Origin of the sequence: Proteus vulgaris (assembly GCF_016647575.1) — a bacterium.
Taxonomy (GTDB): domain Bacteria; phylum Pseudomonadota; class Gammaproteobacteria; order Enterobacterales; family Enterobacteriaceae; genus Proteus; species Proteus mirabilis_B.
On sequence record NZ_CP032663.1, the window covers coordinates 3,544,778 to 3,564,578 of the forward strand.

Annotated in this window: 18 protein-coding genes; all 18 read right to left on the reverse strand. The window is 40.4% G+C overall.

The genetic code is table 11. The annotated features are described in order from the left end of the window. Positions 1 to 34: 34 nt before the first annotated feature. The 18 genes from D7029_RS16215 to efp all read right to left on the reverse strand — a co-directional run bounded on the left by D7029_RS16215 (position 35) and on the right by efp (position 19,785). Positions 35 to 832, reverse strand: coding sequence for an ATP-binding cassette domain-containing protein (locus D7029_RS16215; RefSeq protein ID WP_194951251.1), 798 nt, complete (start codon positions 830 to 832; stop codon positions 35 to 37). Then, the gene (locus D7029_RS16220) at positions 826 to 1,638 is read right to left on the reverse strand and encodes an ABC transporter permease (protein WP_088494552.1); all 813 of its coding nucleotides are present in this window, start codon (positions 1,636 to 1,638) and stop codon (positions 826 to 828) included. Before D7029_RS16220 ends, D7029_RS16215 begins: the two co-directional genes overlap by 7 nt. Continuing rightward, entirely contained in the window at positions 1,635 to 2,618 is a 984-nt protein-coding gene (locus D7029_RS16225; RefSeq protein ID WP_088494551.1) for an ABC transporter permease, read from the reverse strand. The genes D7029_RS16220 and D7029_RS16225 overlap by 4 nt, the downstream gene beginning before the upstream one ends. Next, on the reverse strand, positions 2,603 to 4,186 hold the full coding sequence (locus tag D7029_RS16230) for an ABC transporter substrate-binding protein (protein ID WP_088494550.1): 1,584 nt from the start codon (positions 4,184 to 4,186) through the stop codon (positions 2,603 to 2,605). The genes D7029_RS16225 and D7029_RS16230 overlap by 16 nt, the downstream gene beginning before the upstream one ends. Before the next feature lie 404 nt (positions 4,187 to 4,590). After that, positions 4,591 to 5,580: a glycosyltransferase gene (locus D7029_RS16235; protein ID WP_088494549.1), complete on the reverse strand. Its 990-nt coding sequence runs from the start codon at positions 5,578 to 5,580 to the stop codon at positions 4,591 to 4,593. 436 nt (positions 5,581 to 6,016) lie between these two features. Beyond that, positions 6,017 to 6,517 carry a hydrogenase maturation peptidase HycI gene (gene hycI, locus D7029_RS16240; protein ID WP_088494546.1) on the reverse strand — a complete coding sequence of 167 codons (501 nt, stop codon included), beginning with the start codon at positions 6,515 to 6,517 and terminating at the stop codon, positions 6,017 to 6,019. Next, positions 6,514 to 6,924, reverse strand: coding sequence for a formate hydrogenlyase maturation HycH family protein (locus D7029_RS16245; RefSeq protein ID WP_088494545.1), 411 nt, complete (start codon positions 6,922 to 6,924; stop codon positions 6,514 to 6,516). Before D7029_RS16245 ends, hycI begins: the two co-directional genes overlap by 4 nt. Further along, the gene (locus D7029_RS16250; RefSeq protein WP_072069032.1) at positions 6,917 to 7,699 is read right to left on the reverse strand and encodes an NADH-quinone oxidoreductase subunit B family protein; all 783 of its coding nucleotides are present in this window, start codon (positions 7,697 to 7,699) and stop codon (positions 6,917 to 6,919) included. The genes D7029_RS16245 and D7029_RS16250 overlap by 8 nt, the downstream gene beginning before the upstream one ends. After that, on the reverse strand, positions 7,696 to 8,250 hold the full coding sequence (gene hyfH, locus D7029_RS16255; protein ID WP_075673442.1) for a hydrogenase 4 subunit H: 555 nt from the start codon (positions 8,248 to 8,250) through the stop codon (positions 7,696 to 7,698). The genes D7029_RS16250 and hyfH overlap by 4 nt, the downstream gene beginning before the upstream one ends. An 11-nt stretch (positions 8,251 to 8,261) precedes the next feature. After that, on the reverse strand, positions 8,262 to 9,995 hold the full coding sequence (locus D7029_RS16260; RefSeq protein ID WP_088494544.1) for an NADH-quinone oxidoreductase subunit C: 1,734 nt from the start codon (positions 9,993 to 9,995) through the stop codon (positions 8,262 to 8,264). Position 9,996: 1 nt separating this feature from the next. Then, the gene (locus D7029_RS16265) at positions 9,997 to 11,565 is read right to left on the reverse strand and encodes a hydrogenase 4 subunit F (protein ID WP_088494543.1); all 1,569 of its coding nucleotides are present in this window, start codon (positions 11,563 to 11,565) and stop codon (positions 9,997 to 9,999) included. 4 nt (positions 11,566 to 11,569) lie between these two features. Beyond that, positions 11,570 to 12,220 carry a hydrogenase 4 membrane subunit gene (gene hyfE / locus D7029_RS16270; protein ID WP_036934333.1) on the reverse strand — a complete coding sequence of 217 codons (651 nt, stop codon included), beginning with the start codon at positions 12,218 to 12,220 and terminating at the stop codon, positions 11,570 to 11,572. A gap of 12 nt (positions 12,221 to 12,232) precedes the next feature. Further along, positions 12,233 to 13,684, reverse strand: coding sequence for a hydrogenase 4 subunit D (locus D7029_RS16275; RefSeq protein ID WP_088494542.1), 1,452 nt, complete (start codon positions 13,682 to 13,684; stop codon positions 12,233 to 12,235). A gap of 6 nt (positions 13,685 to 13,690) precedes the next feature. Beyond that, the gene (locus D7029_RS16280) at positions 13,691 to 14,641 is read right to left on the reverse strand and encodes a respiratory chain complex I subunit 1 family protein (RefSeq protein ID WP_006536164.1); all 951 of its coding nucleotides are present in this window, start codon (positions 14,639 to 14,641) and stop codon (positions 13,691 to 13,693) included. A gap of 12 nt (positions 14,642 to 14,653) precedes the next feature. Continuing rightward, the gene (hyfB, locus tag D7029_RS16285) at positions 14,654 to 16,669 is read right to left on the reverse strand and encodes a hydrogenase 4 subunit B (RefSeq protein ID WP_088494541.1); all 2,016 of its coding nucleotides are present in this window, start codon (positions 16,667 to 16,669) and stop codon (positions 14,654 to 14,656) included. Between the two features lies 1 nt (position 16,670). Beyond that, a complete protein-coding gene (locus D7029_RS16290) occupies positions 16,671 to 17,291 on the reverse strand; it encodes a 4Fe-4S dicluster domain-containing protein (RefSeq protein WP_075673437.1) in 621 nt (206 codons plus the stop codon). A gap of 321 nt (positions 17,292 to 17,612) precedes the next feature. Beyond that, the gene (locus D7029_RS16295) at positions 17,613 to 18,509 is read right to left on the reverse strand and encodes a pirin family protein (RefSeq protein ID WP_194951252.1); all 897 of its coding nucleotides are present in this window, start codon (positions 18,507 to 18,509) and stop codon (positions 17,613 to 17,615) included. A gap of 709 nt (positions 18,510 to 19,218) precedes the next feature. Further along, a complete protein-coding gene (gene efp / locus D7029_RS16300; protein ID WP_088494539.1) occupies positions 19,219 to 19,785 on the reverse strand; it encodes an elongation factor P in 567 nt (188 codons plus the stop codon). Positions 19,786 to 19,801: the final 16 nt, after the last annotated feature.

Genomic DNA, 19,801 nt, shown 5'->3' on the forward strand with positions numbered 1-19,801 from the left:
TAAACGTATAAAAATAAAACTTAAGAACTCAATATTATAATGGGTTAAGTGATGCTTCTTTTGTATTTATAAATTGCTGTTCAGGTAATGCATTCCAGAGTGTTTTCAACCACTCACTACCTTCATGGCGATTAAGCACATTAGCTGGAATAATCTCGTTAACTTCACCCTGATTAAGCACCGCTATTGTATCCGCAAATCGTGCGGCTAAAGCTAAATCATGCGTAACCCAAAGCACTGATTTACCTTGATTGCATAACTCTCTTAAATGCCCTAATAACAAACATGCATGTTCATCATCAAGCCATGAGGTGATCTCATCAGCCAAAATATATTGTGCATTAGAGAGTGTCGCATTACAGGCCAACACTCGTTTTGCCATCCCACCAGAAAGTTTTGCTGGGTACGTTTTTACCAAAGAGCCTGATAGATGATACAGCCCTAACTGTTGCACGATATCATCAGACGAGACATCTGCGCCACTTAAACGCGCAGAGCGACTTAATTGATCACCGATACAGATCAACGGATTAAGAGCGCTCACACCTTGAGGAATATAACAAAAGGTATTCCCTCGATAAGCGATAAGTTCCCGTTCACTTAGTGTATGCCCATTCAATTTAATCGCACCACGGACTCGCATATTGGCAGGCAAAAGTCCTAATGCACTTTGTAATAACAGGCTTTTACCTTCACCACTGCCACCGACTAATGCCAGCATCTTTCCGGGTTTAATATCCAATGAGATTGATTTTAGCAACGGTTGCCAATTTCGTTTTCCTAGCCAACGAAATTGTGCGATATCAATGGAAAGCTGTTCAAAACTTAACATCCTGCCCCTCTTAACCATAACTGTTGCATTGCTTTAGCAAATTGATCGAAGATCAATACCAAGCACATCAAAATCAATCCCGGAAACACCACCATCCACCATGAGCCCGTACTTAAATAACGCAGTGCATCAGCCAGTAACAAGCCGAGTGAAGGTTCATGAGCTGCCTGACCAAAACCGAGGAAACTTAAGGCTGCGCTATGCAATACGGCATGAGGAAACATTAACAATGTTCCCACGATCCACTGAGGTAATAGCATAGGGATATAGTGTTTTTTCACGCACTCAAAAGGAGTATTACCAATACGGCGTGATAACATCACATAATCAGCTTCTCTAATACGCTGAATTTCGCCTCTTAAAATTAAAGCTAATTTAGGCCAATGGGTTAATGCCACCGCCCAAATTACCCCTTGTTGCCCACCACCTAATGTAAAACAAATTAAAATCAACAGTAATAAATGAGGTAATGCTAAAAGCGCGTCAACAACGCCTCTTACAAAAAAATCACAATAACGGTTAATTGAGGAGATACCAGCAAAAATCAAGGCGATTGCACCACTAACAACTGCACTCGTCACTCCGATATTTAAACTGCTCAACATACCTTGGAAACAACGTAGCCATAAAGAACGACCTAAGTTATCAGTCCCAAACCAATACTGATCTGACGGAGCTTGATTCCTAGCCAGAAAATCCATTGCGATATCCGTATGAGAAACAGAAAAGCCATACGCCACTAACCCAATTAACGCGAGGGCTACTAATAAAAGTCGCAACAAAGGCCTATTTGGATCGTAAATCATGAGTCTCGCAAAATTCCTTTATTAATACGTCGCAATAGCAAGTTAGAAATACTATTGCCAAAGAAAATCAAAATAGTACTAAAAACAACAATACCCATTAACAGAGGAATATCTCCTCGTAATCCGGCATCAACCGTTGCTTGCCCTAATCCAGGATAAGCAAACACTTTCTCTGCTAAGAGAGAGCCTCCAAGCAATTCGCCGATTGATGCAAACTGTAAGCAAAGTGCAGGTGTAATGGCATGACGTAGAACATGAAATAGCATCATAGCCCACCCTTTATCACCTTGAGCCTTAGCAAAATGGATAAATTCACTGCCCATAACTTCGGCAACTTTTGCGCGAGTATGCAAAGCGATATTCCCAGTGCCTAATAATCCAAGCGCAATCATAGGTAAGATCAGATGAGAAAAACGCTGACTTAATGTTGCCGTTTCGGCACTACTTCCCATCGGCCACGCACAACAAATTGGTGCCCAATGTAAGGTGACAGAAAACAGAGATAGCAGCAGTAATCCCACCCAAAATGTCGGTAATGCGGCTAATAGATAAGATAAAGTAGAGATAATTCTATCTGGCCAACGATTAAGATATCGACCTGCGACTAATCCCATCACAACGCCAATAACACCTGAAAATACCCACGCTGAGAAAAGCAAGATAAACGAAGGCCCGGCACGCTCACGAATAACATCAATAACAGGCATGTTATACAACATGGAATAGCCAAAATCCCCTTGAATAATTTGGCTAAACCAAAGCCAAAATCGCATCCATAAAGGTTGGTCAATTCCCCAACGCGCCGCAATTAAAGGATATTGTTCCGGAGGAACATTCAGTAGATCACTACCGATATAGGCCTTAATGGGATCGATCGGTGAAAAACTTAATAAAATAAAAACACCTGCTGTTGTCACCAACAGCAGGCAGAGTAATCGCAGGAAAAAACCCGCACTTTGACGTATTACTGACAAGTCCACTTCCAAGTATCTACGCTATTTAATAATGACCATGAACCATGGATTTCAGGTGTTCCTGTACCCAGATCAACACAAGGGTTAGTTAGGTAAGTATGTTGCACATTCATCAACCAAGCCCAAGCAGCATCACCTTTTACACCAACGCCATTTTTACCATCCCACTCAACGGCTTTCCAATGAGGAACAGCTTCTTGCCACGTATGGGCATCAAGTGCGGCTTGTAGGTGTTTTTCGACTTCAGGATTTTTATAATAACCCGGATTATAATAACCAACACCAGCGGCATTAGCACTGTAATGATGATAAAGCTCCATAGGATCAAGGCTACCCCAACCAAATAAAGTTGGATTTGAGTGCATATAGCGTTCTACTGTATCCCAACTTCCTGATTTAAGATCCATTTGAATCCCAAGAGGTTGCACTAGCGCACGAATTGACTCGGCTAAATCGCGACGAGTTGCATCACCACTGGTATACCATAAGGTCAGTTTGGCTTCTAAACCGTCCTTTTCACGAATACCGTTTTTATTCAGTTTCCAACCTGCATCTTCAAGAATTTGCTTCGCTTTTTCAACATCACCATCTTTGAAGGCAGCGTCAGTTTGATCCCAAGGTAAACCTTTTACGCCGGTATATGCAGGAACGGCATAACCATCAAGCACTTGCTCTGATAACAATTTACGGTCAAGAGCATAGTTAATCGCTTTACGAATAGCGATATCTGCGGTGATGTCGTTACCAATGTCATAACCTAGGGCGTTCTTCTCACCTGATTTTACCATTGGGAAAACAATACCGCGGTTTTCAACACTTGGTCTTTCCCACAATTTGGTATTTGGTAAATTCTTAGCGATTGCAGCCGTTGCTGGTGGAATACGCACAATGCCTAATTGCCCACTTTGAGCAGCAGCAAAGGCAGCATCTTCATCAAGGAAAACAAAGATGAGTTTTTCAAAATCGTTTTTCTGTCCTGCATAATAAGGGTTAGCTTCAACAATTAATTGCTGACCGGGTTGGAAGCTGACCATGCGATAAGGACCAGCACCAATTGGCTTTTGTGCATAGGTTTTTTCATCATACTTATCAGCAGAAACAATGCCTAAAGAGCCAAGTACGTTAACAAAAGTACTTTGTGGCGCTTTTAATGTAATAGTGACATGTAAGTCATCATCTGCTTTTGCAGAAAGGAAGTTACCCATATCAACTTTACCGCCACTTGCAGCGGCATTGTTATAGGTAAAAACGATATCTTTTGCTGTAAGTGGCAGACCGTCAGAGAATTTTAAATCTGGCTTTAACGTTAATTTCCATGTTTTACCATCTTCACTTGGCTGATAGTCACTTAACATATTGCTATACCAAGAGAGATCCGCATTTTGCTTTAACAATGGGCTATGAAGAAGTAAATAACTACCATGACTCCAACCCAGCATTGGGTCGAATCCCTCTGTTGGCTCTTCACCAATCGCTAATTTCAACGTTTGAGCAGATGTTGCAAAAGGGACGCTTAACGCGGCTAAGCAAGTTAACGTTACTAATGATTGACGCCAACCAAACCGAATAGACATAAAACATTCTCCGATTTTTTAGATACGACTTATCATCAGTCTCTATCTAAATAAGATGAAGAGGCTGAAACAAGATAAATAACAATGATAATTATGATGTTCTGCAACTTGGTACAGATAAAGGCTAAACCAGTGGCATCATAATAAGTTTTTTTATTCAACTACTCGAATAATATTCGACAGTTTATTGATTTTACATAAACTTTTATTAGGCAGTAATTCTCATTATGGCAAACTTCTAGCAAGTGCACAGTATTTTTCTAATAAATAAGTTATATATTTATCATTGAATTTATTAGTGAGCGCAAAACGAAATAAAGTGACTTTTTAACGAAATTAGATTATTTCATTTTATTTAATATGCACTGAAAATAAAAAAGGCACATTATTGTGCCCTCTTGTGATTATGAATTTAATATTCTTTTTAATTTAAAATAGCGTCGTCCTAGACGCCAACGCAATCTAAAATCTTTCGCATTATTCCAAATTAATGACCATATTCCTCTATCAAAAAACTCTTTAACTATCTGTTTTTTAACTTCAATAGATTGAATAGAACCAATTGAATGGATGATCCCCAACCCCTCTTTTGCTATTTGCCAATAACATGCATTGATATTTTGAGACACTTCCTTATGCTTTTGATTAATAGCATCAAGCATTTCTAATATTTTCATGTAATTATGAATTGTTCTAACATGAATAGAATCATTAGGTGTTGTATGAGAAACAGATCCAGAGTGAATAAAGTAATCGTAGTAACGCTCATCAATATATTTGACACGTTTAGCGGTTAATAATGCTTCTGTTGTCCACGGAATATCTTGATGATGTAAACCAGGCTCAAAATAATAACCATGAGCAAGTAGAAATTCGCGTCGATAAATATTTAACCAAGTCACATGCAAAAATTTCTTAGAATTTAATGCCATTTCTAGCCATTGTGGCCCAGTTAAAACATCGGTTGAATGTAATCGGTTAGATGGGAATATAGGTCGTGAAGGTCGTCCATCTGCATAGACATAATTACCATTGCAAGTCGCAATATCTAAATCATCAGCAAGAGCGATTTCGAGCAAACGAGAATACATTCTAGCATCGATAACATCGTCAATATCAGGGAAAGCGACGTATTTTCCACGAGCAGCATGAAAACCAGTATTGCGAGCAACGGAAACGCCTTGGTTTTCTTGTGTCAAAATAGTGACATCAGGGAATTTATCTTCCCATTCATAAAGTAATTTCAGTGAATTATCTTTAGAACCATCATCAACAAGAATAAGCTCCCAACTCGGTAGTTTCTGCGCTTGTAAATAGTTAAAAAATTTCGATAAAAATTTCTCACCATTATAAACGGCAACGATAATACTTAATTGAGGTACAAAAGAAGACATAACCAACCTTTTATTCTTTCTAATAAGTAACTTTCGTTCTGAACATATTGGTTAAGGATAGCAAAGATACCAACCTCAATATGGAGCTATTCTTGCTATTCACTCGTTATGCTTAAATAAAAAGTTACTTTTCTGCCGATTCGAAGTAAAAATCATTATTAATAAAGAATAAGTATAGTTAACTTTGAAGATATCCCATGAAGAAAGGGTTAAGGTGGTTTATTTTTTAAAAGAAATAACTAAAGGAAAAATTAAGGTTTATACAGAAAAAACATGTTATCAGTCGTTATGCCATTTATTAATGAGTAATATAAGTGTCATTAGTGCTCATTTTTGTAGTTAATGAGTAATATAAGTGACATTAACGAAAAACATCCGCAAAGCGGATGTTTTAGTTTTTATTTATATAAATAATCAGTGGATACTTGTTATATTTTTATTCTTCAATATCTTCTTCATCGCAGACTTCAAGTTCTGGAAAGTAATCAACTCGCCAAGACTTGATCCCTTGATACACTTCATCAACGGCATTTTTTACCGCTTCGGTCATTGGATAATAAAAACCGACGAGATCCGGCTGGATCCCCAAGAAAGTGATATCTGGAATATCATCTTTTAATTGATCGATAAGAAAATTCAGCGGCATATTATGGGTGCTCATAATAAACATTTCCGCTATGTAGTCAGGATCTATCACCCTAATTTCACCGGGGTTTAGACCAATATCTGCTGCATCAACAATGACAACACATTGAGGTTGTAATTCTCTTACTTGATAAGAGACATTTTCAGGTGCGCTTCCCCCGTTGATAACAATCCATCCATCAATAGGATTTGCTTCCATTAACTCAGCAAGCAGAGGGCCTGCACCATCGTCACCCATCATGCTGTTGCCAACCGTTAATACCACTTTAGGTGCTGTCATTGCTTTACTCATGGTTTTCTCTTCACAATCAAATAAATAGCAGGTTCTGCGTGGATCTCACCCAGTAATTTAATCAGCGTTTGACTCCATTCACTAAAAATAGGATCGTCATTTTTGATAATAGGATCAAATGCTAACGCTAATAAGTGAGTATGCTCCGAGTTAATATTGATTTCACCAAATGTCAGCAATCCCTGCATTTTGCGTTTTGCTTCACCTTCAGGTAATAAATCAATCCATGCTTTATATTTTTCTAAAGGACAGACTAGCTCTGTTTTTAGACAATCAATCATACCCACGTGGTGACCAATCGCGAGCGAATAGTACATCACCTGTTGCGCTTGCTCAGGAATATCATCATCGCTATCAACAAACTTTTGTCTTAGTGACCAAAAGTAAACTTTAGCGTCATCAGGCATAAATTCCCCCTTGGCTTAATGAATAGACCAGGCGTTTTACAATCTCTGATAAACGAGGATCGTTAGCTTGTCGTAGCCATTCATCAACACGTCCACTCACTTCTTGAATAGTGGCACCTTCTAATAAGGTAAGGAAGTGATCACTGATTTGTCTTCCTTGATAATAGCCAGCAAGACGACGTGCTTCACGTTCAATCATCACTCGAGCATCTAAAGGAATGGAAGGCAGAATGAGAGATGCTTTCTCATTTTCTACTTCAATGTGTGATTCGCCTTTTAATTTTTGGTCTAACAAACCCAGTGCGACAGCAAATCCATAAATTGTCGCCGCCGGTGTTGGAGGACAACCAGGGATCCACACATCAATAGGAACAATAGATTCACTACCACCCCATACACAATAGAGATCGTGGAAAATACCGCCACCACAGCCACAAGCGCCATAAGAGATACAGATTTTTGGATCTGGCGCTGATTCATAAGCACGTAATGCAGGTACACGCATCTGGCGCGTTACTGCGCCAGTGAATAATAAAATATCAGCGTGACGAGGCGAGGCTACCACTTTGATACCAAAACGTTCAGCATCAAAAACCGGTGTAATTGCGGAGAAAATTTCAATCTCACAACCATTACAACCACCACAGTCAACACGATAAACATAAGCTGAACGCTGAATATCTTTCAACAATGTCTGTTTTAGCTTTTGTACCTGATCATCAAGGGTGATCGGTTGGCTAACATGATGATTAATGGGAATTTCTGGTAGACTCATTTTATTGTACTCCCAATTTCGCCCACACTAATATTTTCACGACCATCAGATAACAAGTTATGTTTACGCTTACATTCAGGGCAAGTTTCAAATTGTGGGCGCATCGCTTCAACAGTTTGCTCATCCCAACCTGATTGCACTAATAGTTCCATCGCATATTCAACTGATTTTCTAGGCGTAAATGGTTGATGGCATTCTCGGCAATTCAATAATTTAAAAGTCCCTTTAATATAAAGATCTGACTTTTTAGTCACTGCCGTTTCAAACATATCGGATAAAACAATCGCTCTTGTTGGGCAAACTTCTTCACAACGACCGCAGTAAATACAGCGACCAATGAATAATTGCCAATGACGCTCGCCTGTTTCCAAATTCGTTTCCATCGTTAACGCATTAGCAGGACAGGCTGCGGTGCAAGCACCACAGACAATACATTGCTGTGCATCATATTCAGGCTTTCCTCTGAAACCATCAGGTAAATCCAGAGGCTTAAACGGATATTTGGTCGTTGCTTCGCCTGTTTTGATTATGGTTTTAAACAATTTTAACATCGTTCATTCCCTCACTTGAGCGGCGAATTTTTACGTTCGATGCTGTAACGTTCAATTTCTTTATAAGAAACTGTTTTAGATTTACGTTTTTTCACATCGACGAGCGTTACCCTGTCAGTACAGGAATAACAAGGGTCAAGACTACCGATAATTAACGGCGCATCAGAGACGGTATTTCCTTGCAACATATAACGTAATACAGGCCAGTTAGCATAAGTTGCAGCACGACAACGCCAGCGGAATAATTTTTGGTTATCACCCAACATACTCCAGTGAACGTCTTCGCCTCGTGGTGCTTCAGTAAAGCCTAGTGCAAATTTATAAGGTTGATAAGTAAAGCCTTCGGTTAACAATGGGCCTTCTGGCAAATTATCTAAGGCGTATTCAATCATTGCCATTGAATCCAAAACCTCTTTGATACGTACCATCACACGGGAGAATACGTCGCCACCTTCATAACTAAATAGAGTCAGTGGAAGATTGCCATAATCTGCAAATGGGTGGTCAAAACGCACGTCACGTTTAAAACCACTTGCTCTGATCATTGGACCTACTGGGCTGAAATCACGAGCCACTTTCTTATCTAAAATACCTACGCCGACTGTACGCTGTTCCATATTAGGCGCTGATAGAAGAATATCTACCAGTTCAGTGACTTCTAGACGCATTTCTCTAACTAACTGAATTGTTTTCAGACGCTGATCTTTTAAGATATCGCGACGAATACCACCAATTAAGTTTAAGCCATACGTTTTACGCGCACCGGTCAGCATTTCTGCAATTTGCATTGATTTTTCACGAATACGGAAAAATTGCATAAAACCAGTATCAAAGCCTGTAAAGTGGCTAGCTAAACCAATATTTAATAAATGGCTATGAAGACGTTCGACTTCTAATAAGATAGAACGAATAGTATGCGCACGACGAGGCACTTCAATGCCTAACGCATTTTCAACAGAAGTCACATACGCCACACTGTGAGTAAAACCACAAATACCACACACGCGGTCTGATAAGAATGTGACTTCGTTATAACCCATACGGGTTTCAGCCAGTTTTTCCATACCACGATGAACATAGAACATGCGGTAATCAGCATCGACAATGTTTTCACCGTCTACGAATAAGCGGAAGTGTCCCGGTTCATCTGAGGTAATGTGCATAGGGCCAATTGGTACAACGCGTGCATCTTGCTTACCTTCATTCAAGAAAGGATAAGTTTCAACTTCAGTTGCTGGTGCTGGACGTTGGCGGTAATCCATCGCGTCTTTACGCAGTGGATACATCTCTTCAGGCCAGTCATCTGGAAGCACTAAACGACGTTCATCAGGTAAACCAACAGGGATAAGGCCGTACATATCACGGATTTCACGTTCGCCCCACACCGCAGCAGGTACACGCGGTGTTACTGACGGGAATTCTAAAGTGATTGGGCTAACATGGGCTTTTACAACAACCCAGCACTTTTCACCCTCTTCCATTGATAATGCGTAATAAACAGCATAGTCCCCGTTTAAACTACGTTCATCATTACCAAATAAAACAGGTAACCAACCGCCTAAGCCGTAATACAGGTATTCCACCACTTCAGGAAGTGATTCCGTTTTTACTGTTATCGTCAATTGATCAGCGGTTTGTCGCTCTTCATCAAGAACAGCTGATGGGAATTTTTCACGAACTTTGGCAACATAATCTCCGCCTAATTCTTTTCCCTCTTTTCTACTGACATAATTTTGGTAGCTCACGTTACATCTCCTGAACCGATGTGGATGGATTGCTGATTAAAGCCGTTGGCCATGCATAAGTAGGTGACTCACTTTTATCAATATTCATCACGATATTAGCGGCATTTTCTAACAGCTCGCTGACAGGCTTAGGAATGTGAGTTCCCATTAACAGCATAAGTGCAATCAGAATGACCATTGGTAATGTGGTTAAAATTCCCAGTTCACCTTTAGCAACAACATCAGGTTTTGGACCAAAGACAGTTTTAGCCACCATACGAACTAACCCACCTAATACCACGGTCAATAACAATAATAATAGGATAGTTAAGCCAATGTGCTGAGAAGCTAAACCTGCTACAACAATCATAAATTCACTGATAAAGACGTTGAAAGGAGGCATACCGCCTAACGCTAAAGCACCACCAGCAAAAAGCGCTGCACTTAATGGCATCACTTTAAACATGCCTTTCACGACATTTAAATCACGAGTACCGTATTTCAATAACACGTTACCAGAGCCACAGAACAACAGGGCTTTCGCCAGACTGTGGTTTAAGGTGTGGAATAAAGCAGCCAAAATACCGATCGGTCCACCAATTCCTAATGCGACGGCGATTAACCCCATGTTTTCCACACTGGAATATGCTAAAAGACGTTTCATATCACGCTGAATAAGGATAAAGAACGCCGCGATAGCAACAGAGAGGAAACCAAAGATTAACAGTAAGTTACGTGTAAATTCAGTACCAATTGCCGCATCAATAATGATGTAGTAACGAATGATGATTAACAGCGCACAATTCAGTAGTACAGCTGATAACAGCGCACTGACTGGGCTTGGTGCTTCACTGTGCGCATCGGGTAACCATGCATGCATTGGGAATAAACCCGTTTTGGTACCGAAACCGATTAAAATAAAGACAAAAGCTAAATGCATCAGTGTTGGGTCTAACTGGTCTGTATATTTCAACACTTCAGTCCAGAAGATAGCCTGATCTGGATCAGGCATAAAGCTTGCGGCATTGGCATAAACCAAAATAGTACCGAAAAGACCAAACGCCACACCCACACTACAAATGATGATGTACTTCCACGCTGCTTCCAGAGAAGAACGTTGACCATAAATTCCGACTAAGAATGCAGAGCTTAGGGTTGTTGCTTCAATGGCCGCCCACATTAAGATCAAGTTATTACTTGTGATTGCTAATAACATGGTGAATAAAAAGAGGTGGAAGAAACCATAGTAGTTACACAAAGTGCGCACTGAGATTTCACCCTCATCCACTTCATGATTCATATAGCCAATAGAATAAAGCCCAGTTAAAAAGCCGATAATACCTAAGATGGCAAGAAATAATGCGCCTAGGCTATCCACATGAACCCAATTAGCAGCAGCCAATATTTCGCCATGAGACATGACATCTGCCACAGTCCCTAATGCAGCGATTAACAATACGGTGATACCAATAGCATGAATACCCGTCACGACAGGACGCGCACCCGCTTTTAATAACGGACTTAGAAACGCCAGTATTGAAAATACCAGCGGTGCAAACATTAAAATTGTTAACATGGTTGTTTGGTTCATCTCCTCACCCCTTCAGCGCGGTCAGTTGATCCACGTTCAGTGTGTTGAGCGTGCGGTAAATCTTACGAGCCAACACTGCCATAACAATCACAGCAAAGATGGCGTCAGTGGCGATACCGATTTCGACCAGTTCTGGTGCTCTCCACGCTAATAGTGCCAGTGTTAAGTGAGAGCCGTTTTCCATTAAGCAGTAACCAAAAGCTTGTTTTAGGATATTTCGTTGAGTCACGATACAAAGCAGACCCAACATAAAGTGTCCTAAAGAAACCGCGAGTGCAGGTTTCAAATCAACAACCATTGGTATTTGAATTGGCTCAACCACAAACCAACTTAAAATAACGATAACAGCAGCCAACAACATTAAAAGTGCAGGGCTAATAACACTGATATTCGCACTAGGATCGGATAACTTACGGAATGCAAATCCTAAAATAAGTGGCACAAGCAGAACTTTAGTAAAGAAGGCGGTAATCGCCCAAAGTGTGAGTTGGTGTGCATCCAATGTATTGGCTAAAGTGACGAAGATCATCACTAAAACGAAAGATTGCAATGCATAAAACCAACATGAAGCAATCGGCTTTTTAGCGCCAATTACCAGTAGCGAGGTGATCATCATTAACCCCGCTAAATTGTTTACGATAAGTGCTCCAGTCATGATTTATCTCCCTTATCCTAGCCAAGTGACTGCGATAACACTGGATGCAAAGGACATCACAATCAGTATTCCAATCACAATTTGCATTGCCATAGGAACAGGTTGCCCTTGTGCAACTTCTGTACTTGGTTTGCCAGGAACAACTCGACCAAACCAGTAGATAAACCAAGTGAAGCTAGCAACAGATTCAATCAGTACCAGCACCATAATTGGTGTCATCACCCAGAAAACACTCGACAGTTCAAAACCTGCGGCAAAAATTGGGAATTTACTAAAGAAACCATTCATTGGTGGAACACCTGCGATTGCCAGTGCGGCAACACAGAAACCGACACCCAATAATGGATATTTGTTAATTAACCCTTTTAAGCGAGGCAACATACGAGTACCACAGCTATAACTCAACGCACCTGCAACTAAGAAGAACAAGCTTTTAGCGAAGGCATGGTTAAAGATATAAGCGATACCGCCTTCGAACGCTTCGCGCGGTCCAAAGATAGAAATAGATAATGCAAGGAAGATATAAGAGAGCTGAGTAATGGTTGACCATGCTAACAGGCGTTTCATATCTTTTTGTGGCAGATACATCATAAAGCCATAAATCAACGTGATAACTGCCATCGTAATACCCACCCAACCAATAAGATGAGGGACATCACCATCTGCTGACATAATCGCACGAGCAAAGATGTAAACACCGACTTTTACCATTGATGCTGCGTGTAAGTAAGCACTCACAGGAGTTGGTGCTTCCATCGCATCAGGTAACCAAGCTTGCAGTGGTAATTGAGCTGATTTACCCCAAGCAGCAAAGAGAATTCCGCCAAACACAATCAGTTTGGTTGGTTCATCTAAAGTTGCAATTGCGGTTAACTCAAAGGTACCCGTACTCACAAACAAGGTTGCTGCTGCAAGATAAAGACCGATTGAAGCAACGTGAGTGATCAACAACGCTTTCATTGCTGAGCGCAGTGATTTTTCAGATTGGTAGTAGCCGATTAATCCCCAAGAACATCCCCCTGTGATTTCGAAAAACAGGAGTTGACCTAAAATAGTCGATGAAAGGACTAATCCCGCCATTGCACCAATAAAAATCAGTAAAAAGGCATAATAGCGACGAGTACCATCATGTGGATGCTCACGGTTGCCATTGGTCAGATAGCCAGTAGAGTAAAAACTCACTAACAATCCTAAGAACACAACAGCGAAAGCAATCAATGTACTGACACGGTCAATGGTAAAACCAAAGAGCGCAACATCACCATATTGTACTAGCGTAATTGTGGTATCGACTTTACCTTCAGCGAGGAACTGCCAACCTAAAACAACCGTTCCTAATGTGGCTAATAAAGCGAACAGTGTACATAACCACTTCGCCATCCGATTTGGCATTAAGGACGTAATCAACGCCCCCGCAAATGGGATGAGTAAGGTCGCAAGAGCTATATTTTCCATTGTAATCATCGCTCCTTATAGACCGGTTAAATAGAAAACAAGAGCCAGTGCCGCAACACCGAATCCTAACCATGTCACATGGTGAGTCAGTAAGAAGCGACCACGCGCTAAACTGTTTTCAACCAATGACGCTAATACAAACACTACTAACAATTTCACTGCCATTAAAACTAGCGCAATGATCAATGCAATAAAGGTGAATTCTGTTGCTTTACCGAAAGGAATAAAGATGGCTAAGAACAGTTCAGCCACAACCACTTGTTTTAAACCAAGACCCAGTTTTACCATTGCAAAACCAGAGCCTGAATACTCAGTTAATGGCCCTTCTTGTAACTCTTGCTCAGCTTCCGCAACGTCGAATGGCATTTTGCCCATTTCAATAAATGCAGCAAAAGCACAAGCGAGTAAGGCTAACAGTGTGGCAGTTGGAGATACCCAACCTTGAGCCAGTGTTGCACTGATAGTGCCAACGTTGGTTGAACCCACAATTAAAGCCACCACAATCAGTGATAACACTAAGATTGGCTCAACTAACACACCCAGTGTTAATTCACGGCTAGCACCAATACCAGCAAATGGGCTTCCTGAATCCAAACCAGATAAAGAGAAGAAGAAACGATAAAGTGCAAACAGATAAATCAGTGCGATAAGATCCGCTGCACCTGCAAACAGTGACGTTGCTGTAAAGACAGGCAGTGCCATAGCAACCACCAGCATGCTTCCGAGTAACACATACGGCATCACTTGGAAGATCACACCAGATTGCTCAGGTGCCACTGATTGACGTTTAAATAACTTAAAGATATCTCGATAATCTTGCAGAATTCCGGGGCCTTGACGCGAATGCATCTTGGCGCGAATTGTGCGCGAAATACCTGTACATAATGGGGTTATCGCCAGCAAAAAGAGTGCTTGTATTAACGCGAATATTCCCATCATTAACGTAGGTGCTTCTTGGAAAGTCATAAGTCCCTCTCCTTACGCTGCGATGACTAAAAGCAAGATGACCAGCGCTGCGACAACGTATAGACAATAGAGTCTGAAATCCCCGCCTTGTAGGCATTGGATACGTTTTGCAAAGCGTTGGATACCACGAACCAGAGGATAAATAATGCGTTCATCCCAGAATGGTTCGACCTTTTCAGCACCGAGCTGTGTTTTATTAAAACCACGAGACAGCAATGGAGATGGATCAAGTTGTTTACGCATACGATAAAGCGGTGCAAACATGCTACGTAATGCTTGAGTAAAGCCACCTGCTGACACTGCCATGTCTTTTTCCCACACATAACCACACGCCCAAGGATTACCTTTACGACGAAACGCTGGTTGATTACCTTTCAGGCCGAGGTAAATCAGGAATGGGATAAGCGGCAGAGCGATTAATAAAACAAATGTTAATGCTGGAGAGAACATTGCTTGTGATGCAGCATCAGGAACAAGCATAGAGCCTTGAGCCACAGTTAATGCGCTGGTTTCGCTAAGAGACATTGCAATATTGGCAATAATTGGTGCGACAAAAGCAGCACCCACACCTAACACAACACAGAAAAGCGCTAATAAACCCATCGCAATCGTCATTGGTAGTGGTACTTCTTTTGCTTTTGTTGCTTGCTCACTACGAGGACCGCCACAGAAGCTAACACCATAGACTTTAACGAAACACATTGCTGCTAATGCCCCTGTAATTGCCAACATAATAATGGCAATAGGACCACTTAAGCGCATCACGAAGTTACCTTCGTGACTCATCGTGAATAGAGACTGATAGGTATACCATTCACTCACAAAACCGTTTAATGGTGGTAACGCGGAGATCGCCATACAACCGATTAAGAATGCCGTTGCAGTGTAAGGCATCAGTTTGGCTAACCCACCCATTTTATCCATATCACGAGTGTGAATTTGGTTAATAATCGCGCCAGCACCAAGGAATAATAATCCTTTGAACACGGCATGGTTTAATAAGTGATATAAAGCACCTAACAGGCCAAGTGCAGCAATAACAGGATGATCTGTTGCCATTCCTACCATACCCACACCAACACCCATTAAGATGATGCCGATATTTTCAACGGTATGCCATGCAAGTAAACGTTTTAAATCGTGCTCTGCTAATGCGTACATAACACCCAGTACAGAAGAAACTGCACCGAATGCGAGGACAACAATTCCCCACCACATTTCAGTTGCACCCAGTAAATCGATACCCACTTTGATTATCCCGAAGATACCAATTTTGACCATCACACCTGACATTAATGCCGATGCATGTGAAGGTGCTGCGGGGTGAGCTTTTGGTAACCAACTGTGTAATGGCAACATACCGGCTTTGGCACCAAAACCAAAGAAGCCCAGTAAGAACACCACAGAGGCCATTGCAGGAGAAAGAGAGAGTTGACGGAATGAATCAAAATCAAGGCTACCACTTTCACGCCACATCAAGAAGAAGGCAATCATGATTAACACGGAGCCTGCGTGAGCGATAAAGAAGTAAAGTAGACCTGCGTGAATAGATTCGTCATCTTGGTCAGCAATAACTAAGAACCAAGAAGCCAGTGACATCATTTCGAATAGGATAATAAAGTAGAACGCATTATCCATCACCACTAAGCCAACCATAGAAGCAATAAACAGATTCATAAAGAATCCCATGCTCCAAGCGCCACGTCCTTTATATTCTTGTACATAAGCAAGAGAATAAAGTGCACATACGCTGACCAGTAATGAAATGACGAACACCATAAACGCGCCTAACATATCCATACGCACCACGAAGGCGGCAAAATCGAAAGGCCCTGCAGCGGTAAAAGTCGCAATCTCACCGCCAAAAATAACCGGTAATGCACTTAAAATACCTAAGACACCACCAATGATTGCGCTGATCCCTGAAATAAGGATTGCCAACCCTTCCTGTTTTTTTAAAAACAGTGCAATAACGCCACCAACAACATACAGGATGACTGACCACAGCAGTAACTGAAGAGGTTCCATATTACTTCCGCTCCTGTGTCAAAGTAGATAAATCGTCAAGACTGGTAATTGGTTCCATCACTGAGCCTAAGCGACGCGTTTTCATCTGCTCTTCAAGTTTGTCTTCTTCAACTAAATGCAATGCATCTGTTGGACATACGTTGACACAAGCAGGGCCTTCATCTGAGAAAGCACATAAATCGCATTTCACTGCGATTGCGCGGACACCCACATTCCATGCAAGGAATGGGTTGGTTGTTGGAAGGCTTGCTGGTACATCAGCCAACATTTCTTCAGGCACAAAGTGTTCAAAAACAGCCGGTAAGTTAACGGGTTTACTGCCTGATGGTGTAATTGCACCAAAAGGACAAACCAGACCACACAACTTACAGCCAATACACAGGCTCTCATTAAGAAAGATCATATTATCTTCATGAGTGATGGCATTGACTGGGCACACGCGAGCACAAGGAGCATCCTCACAGTGCCGACAAAGCATCGGTGCTGTCTGATCCTCCACTTTTACCACTGTAAGACGCGGATGCGCCTGTAAACCCACAGCTTGGTGAACTTCTGAACAAGCTGCCATACAGGTATTACACCCTATGCATCGTTGTGGCTCTGCAATTACAAAGCGATTCATTCGCCACATCCTCCGAGAAAAACGTTTAACAGCATTACTGTCGTCAATTTTTCTTTAGATAAAGCATATTTCATGCCAAGAGAGGATTTAATTTATTTACGATAAAAATCATTGAGATAGAAATACAAGAAGGGATTAAGAATGACGTGTCGACAATAATGACGTTGACAGTAAGAGGTGTGTACTAAACAACAATTTCGTCGTCACTATGATGAGGTATCAAAAATGGTGGAGTACAAAGAAAAAAATAGCTGAATTATATTTAGATAATTCAGCTAAGTTTAAACGCGTAATATTAAGACTTACCTTTATAACATAGGATTAAGGCATTAAAGGTGATACCAGCGGTGTTCTTTCATCATTAACCACTTTACCAAAACGCTCACTGCCCGCATTCCAATCGGTAATTGCTTGCTGAATTTCCTCTTTGCTACGACCAATAAAATTCCACCACATCAAAATTTTTTCATTTAAAGGTTCACCACCTAAAAAGAGAATTTGGGCATTATCACTAAGTTCAATCGTTAATGACTCTGAGTTTTGTATCCCAATATAAGCAAGTTCATTCGCAGCAAAGGTTTCCCCTTCTATTATCATTTCTCCCGTTAAGACAAAAAGCCCATATTCATATTTAGGATTTAATGATAAAAGAATACGAGTGGCATGTTTTGCCATAATATCCATGCCAACCATGGGTAATAAACATAATACGGGAGAGTTCTGATTTTGATAATCACCAATTAATAACGTGAAATCAGCACCGTCGGCTTGCCATTTGGGTAGGTCAGGATAGTGATCAAAACGCGGTGGCATATTTCTTTTATCGTTTGGTAGCACTATCCATAATTGTGCCAGATGAACTTCTTTTTTATCACCATGGCTATCTTCTGAATGGCTAATACCATGCCCTGCTGTCATTAAATTAACTTGTTGAGGACGAATAACTTGCTGAAAACCGAGGCTATCACGATGTAATATTTCCCCATCTAACATCCAAGTAAAGGTTTGCAAGCCAATATGGGGATGTGGCGAAATGGCTAATTTATCGACAGAATCATTAAAAACGGTAGGGCCTAAATGATCGAGAAAACACCAAGGTCCAATTAAGCGTTGTTTTTTATCAGGTAAAGCACGATAAGTTTCAATCCCTCCAACATCACGGGTTTTAGAGGTAATACGTAATGGGGCATTTACTGCATCAGAGTGTTGATGTTCCATTGTTCACCTACTTTTGATTTATTGTTTTAAGTATTTTTTAGTGTAGCGAGCAAATGGCACTAGCTCAATCTTTGAAAAATAAATAAATTTTTTATTTATAATAAATAATTTTTAAATAGGATATTTAAAAAAATAGGTATAGAAACGTTATTTTTGGACACGTTAAAATATTTTAAAATAAAGAAATGAACAACAAATAGAAAGGATTAAATAGATAATAAAGTGTTTCTAAAAAAACAAAAGAGATATATCAAAGTAAATGTCTATATTGAAAGGGTTTCCCTAGTACAACTAAAATATAAAATAAAGATCAATAATATTACAGGATTAATGTTTTTATCTATACTCTTCAATATCTCTTAAAGGAAAGTCAAAATAACTTAAATAAATATTGCTGTGGATTATCTTTACCAAAACAACCTACACATTCATTCTAAGAAAATGGTTATTTTTTACCAATTCCAATATTGAATACGGCATTCTATTTTGGCATTAGATATAATGAAGGGATAAATAAATCAGAAACAAAATAATAACACAAAAAATTAAATAATGCAGTAATACAAATCACTCAAATTTTTAGAAAGAAAATACTGCCTATTAATCAATATTTATAAATTAAAATAAAAAAATACCGCAGATATTTAACATTATCTGCGGTAATTATTTATTGTGCTTAACGTTGCACTCAGTAAAATAATCTACGCGATTATTTTACGCGCGATACGTATTCACCTGAACGAGTATCAACTTTGATAACTTCACCGATTTGTACAAACAGTGGAACTTTAACAACAGCACCAGTGCTTAATGTTGCTGGTTTACCACCTGTACCTGCGGTGTCACCTTTCAGACCTGGATCAGTATCAACGATTTCTAATTCAACAAAGTTTGGTGGAACAACAGCGATAGGACGACCATCCCACAATGTTACGATACACTCAGCTTGGTCGATCAGCCATTTAGCGTTTTCGCCAACAGCTTTCTCGTCTGCTGCTAATTGTTCGAAGGTTTCATTGTTCATGAAATGCCAGAACTCACCGTCGTTGTACAGGTAAGTTAAGTTGATATCCATGACATCAGCACCATCTGCTGAATCAGTAGATTTAAATGTTTTTTCCAGTAATTTGTTAGAAATCAGTTTACGCAGACGCACACGAGCAAATGCCTGACCTTTACCTGGTTTAACAAATTCACATTCAGTAATGACGGCTGGCTCGCCATCTAACATGATTTTAAGACCTGAACGAAAATCGTTGGTATTATAAGAAGCCATGAATATCCTCTAACTT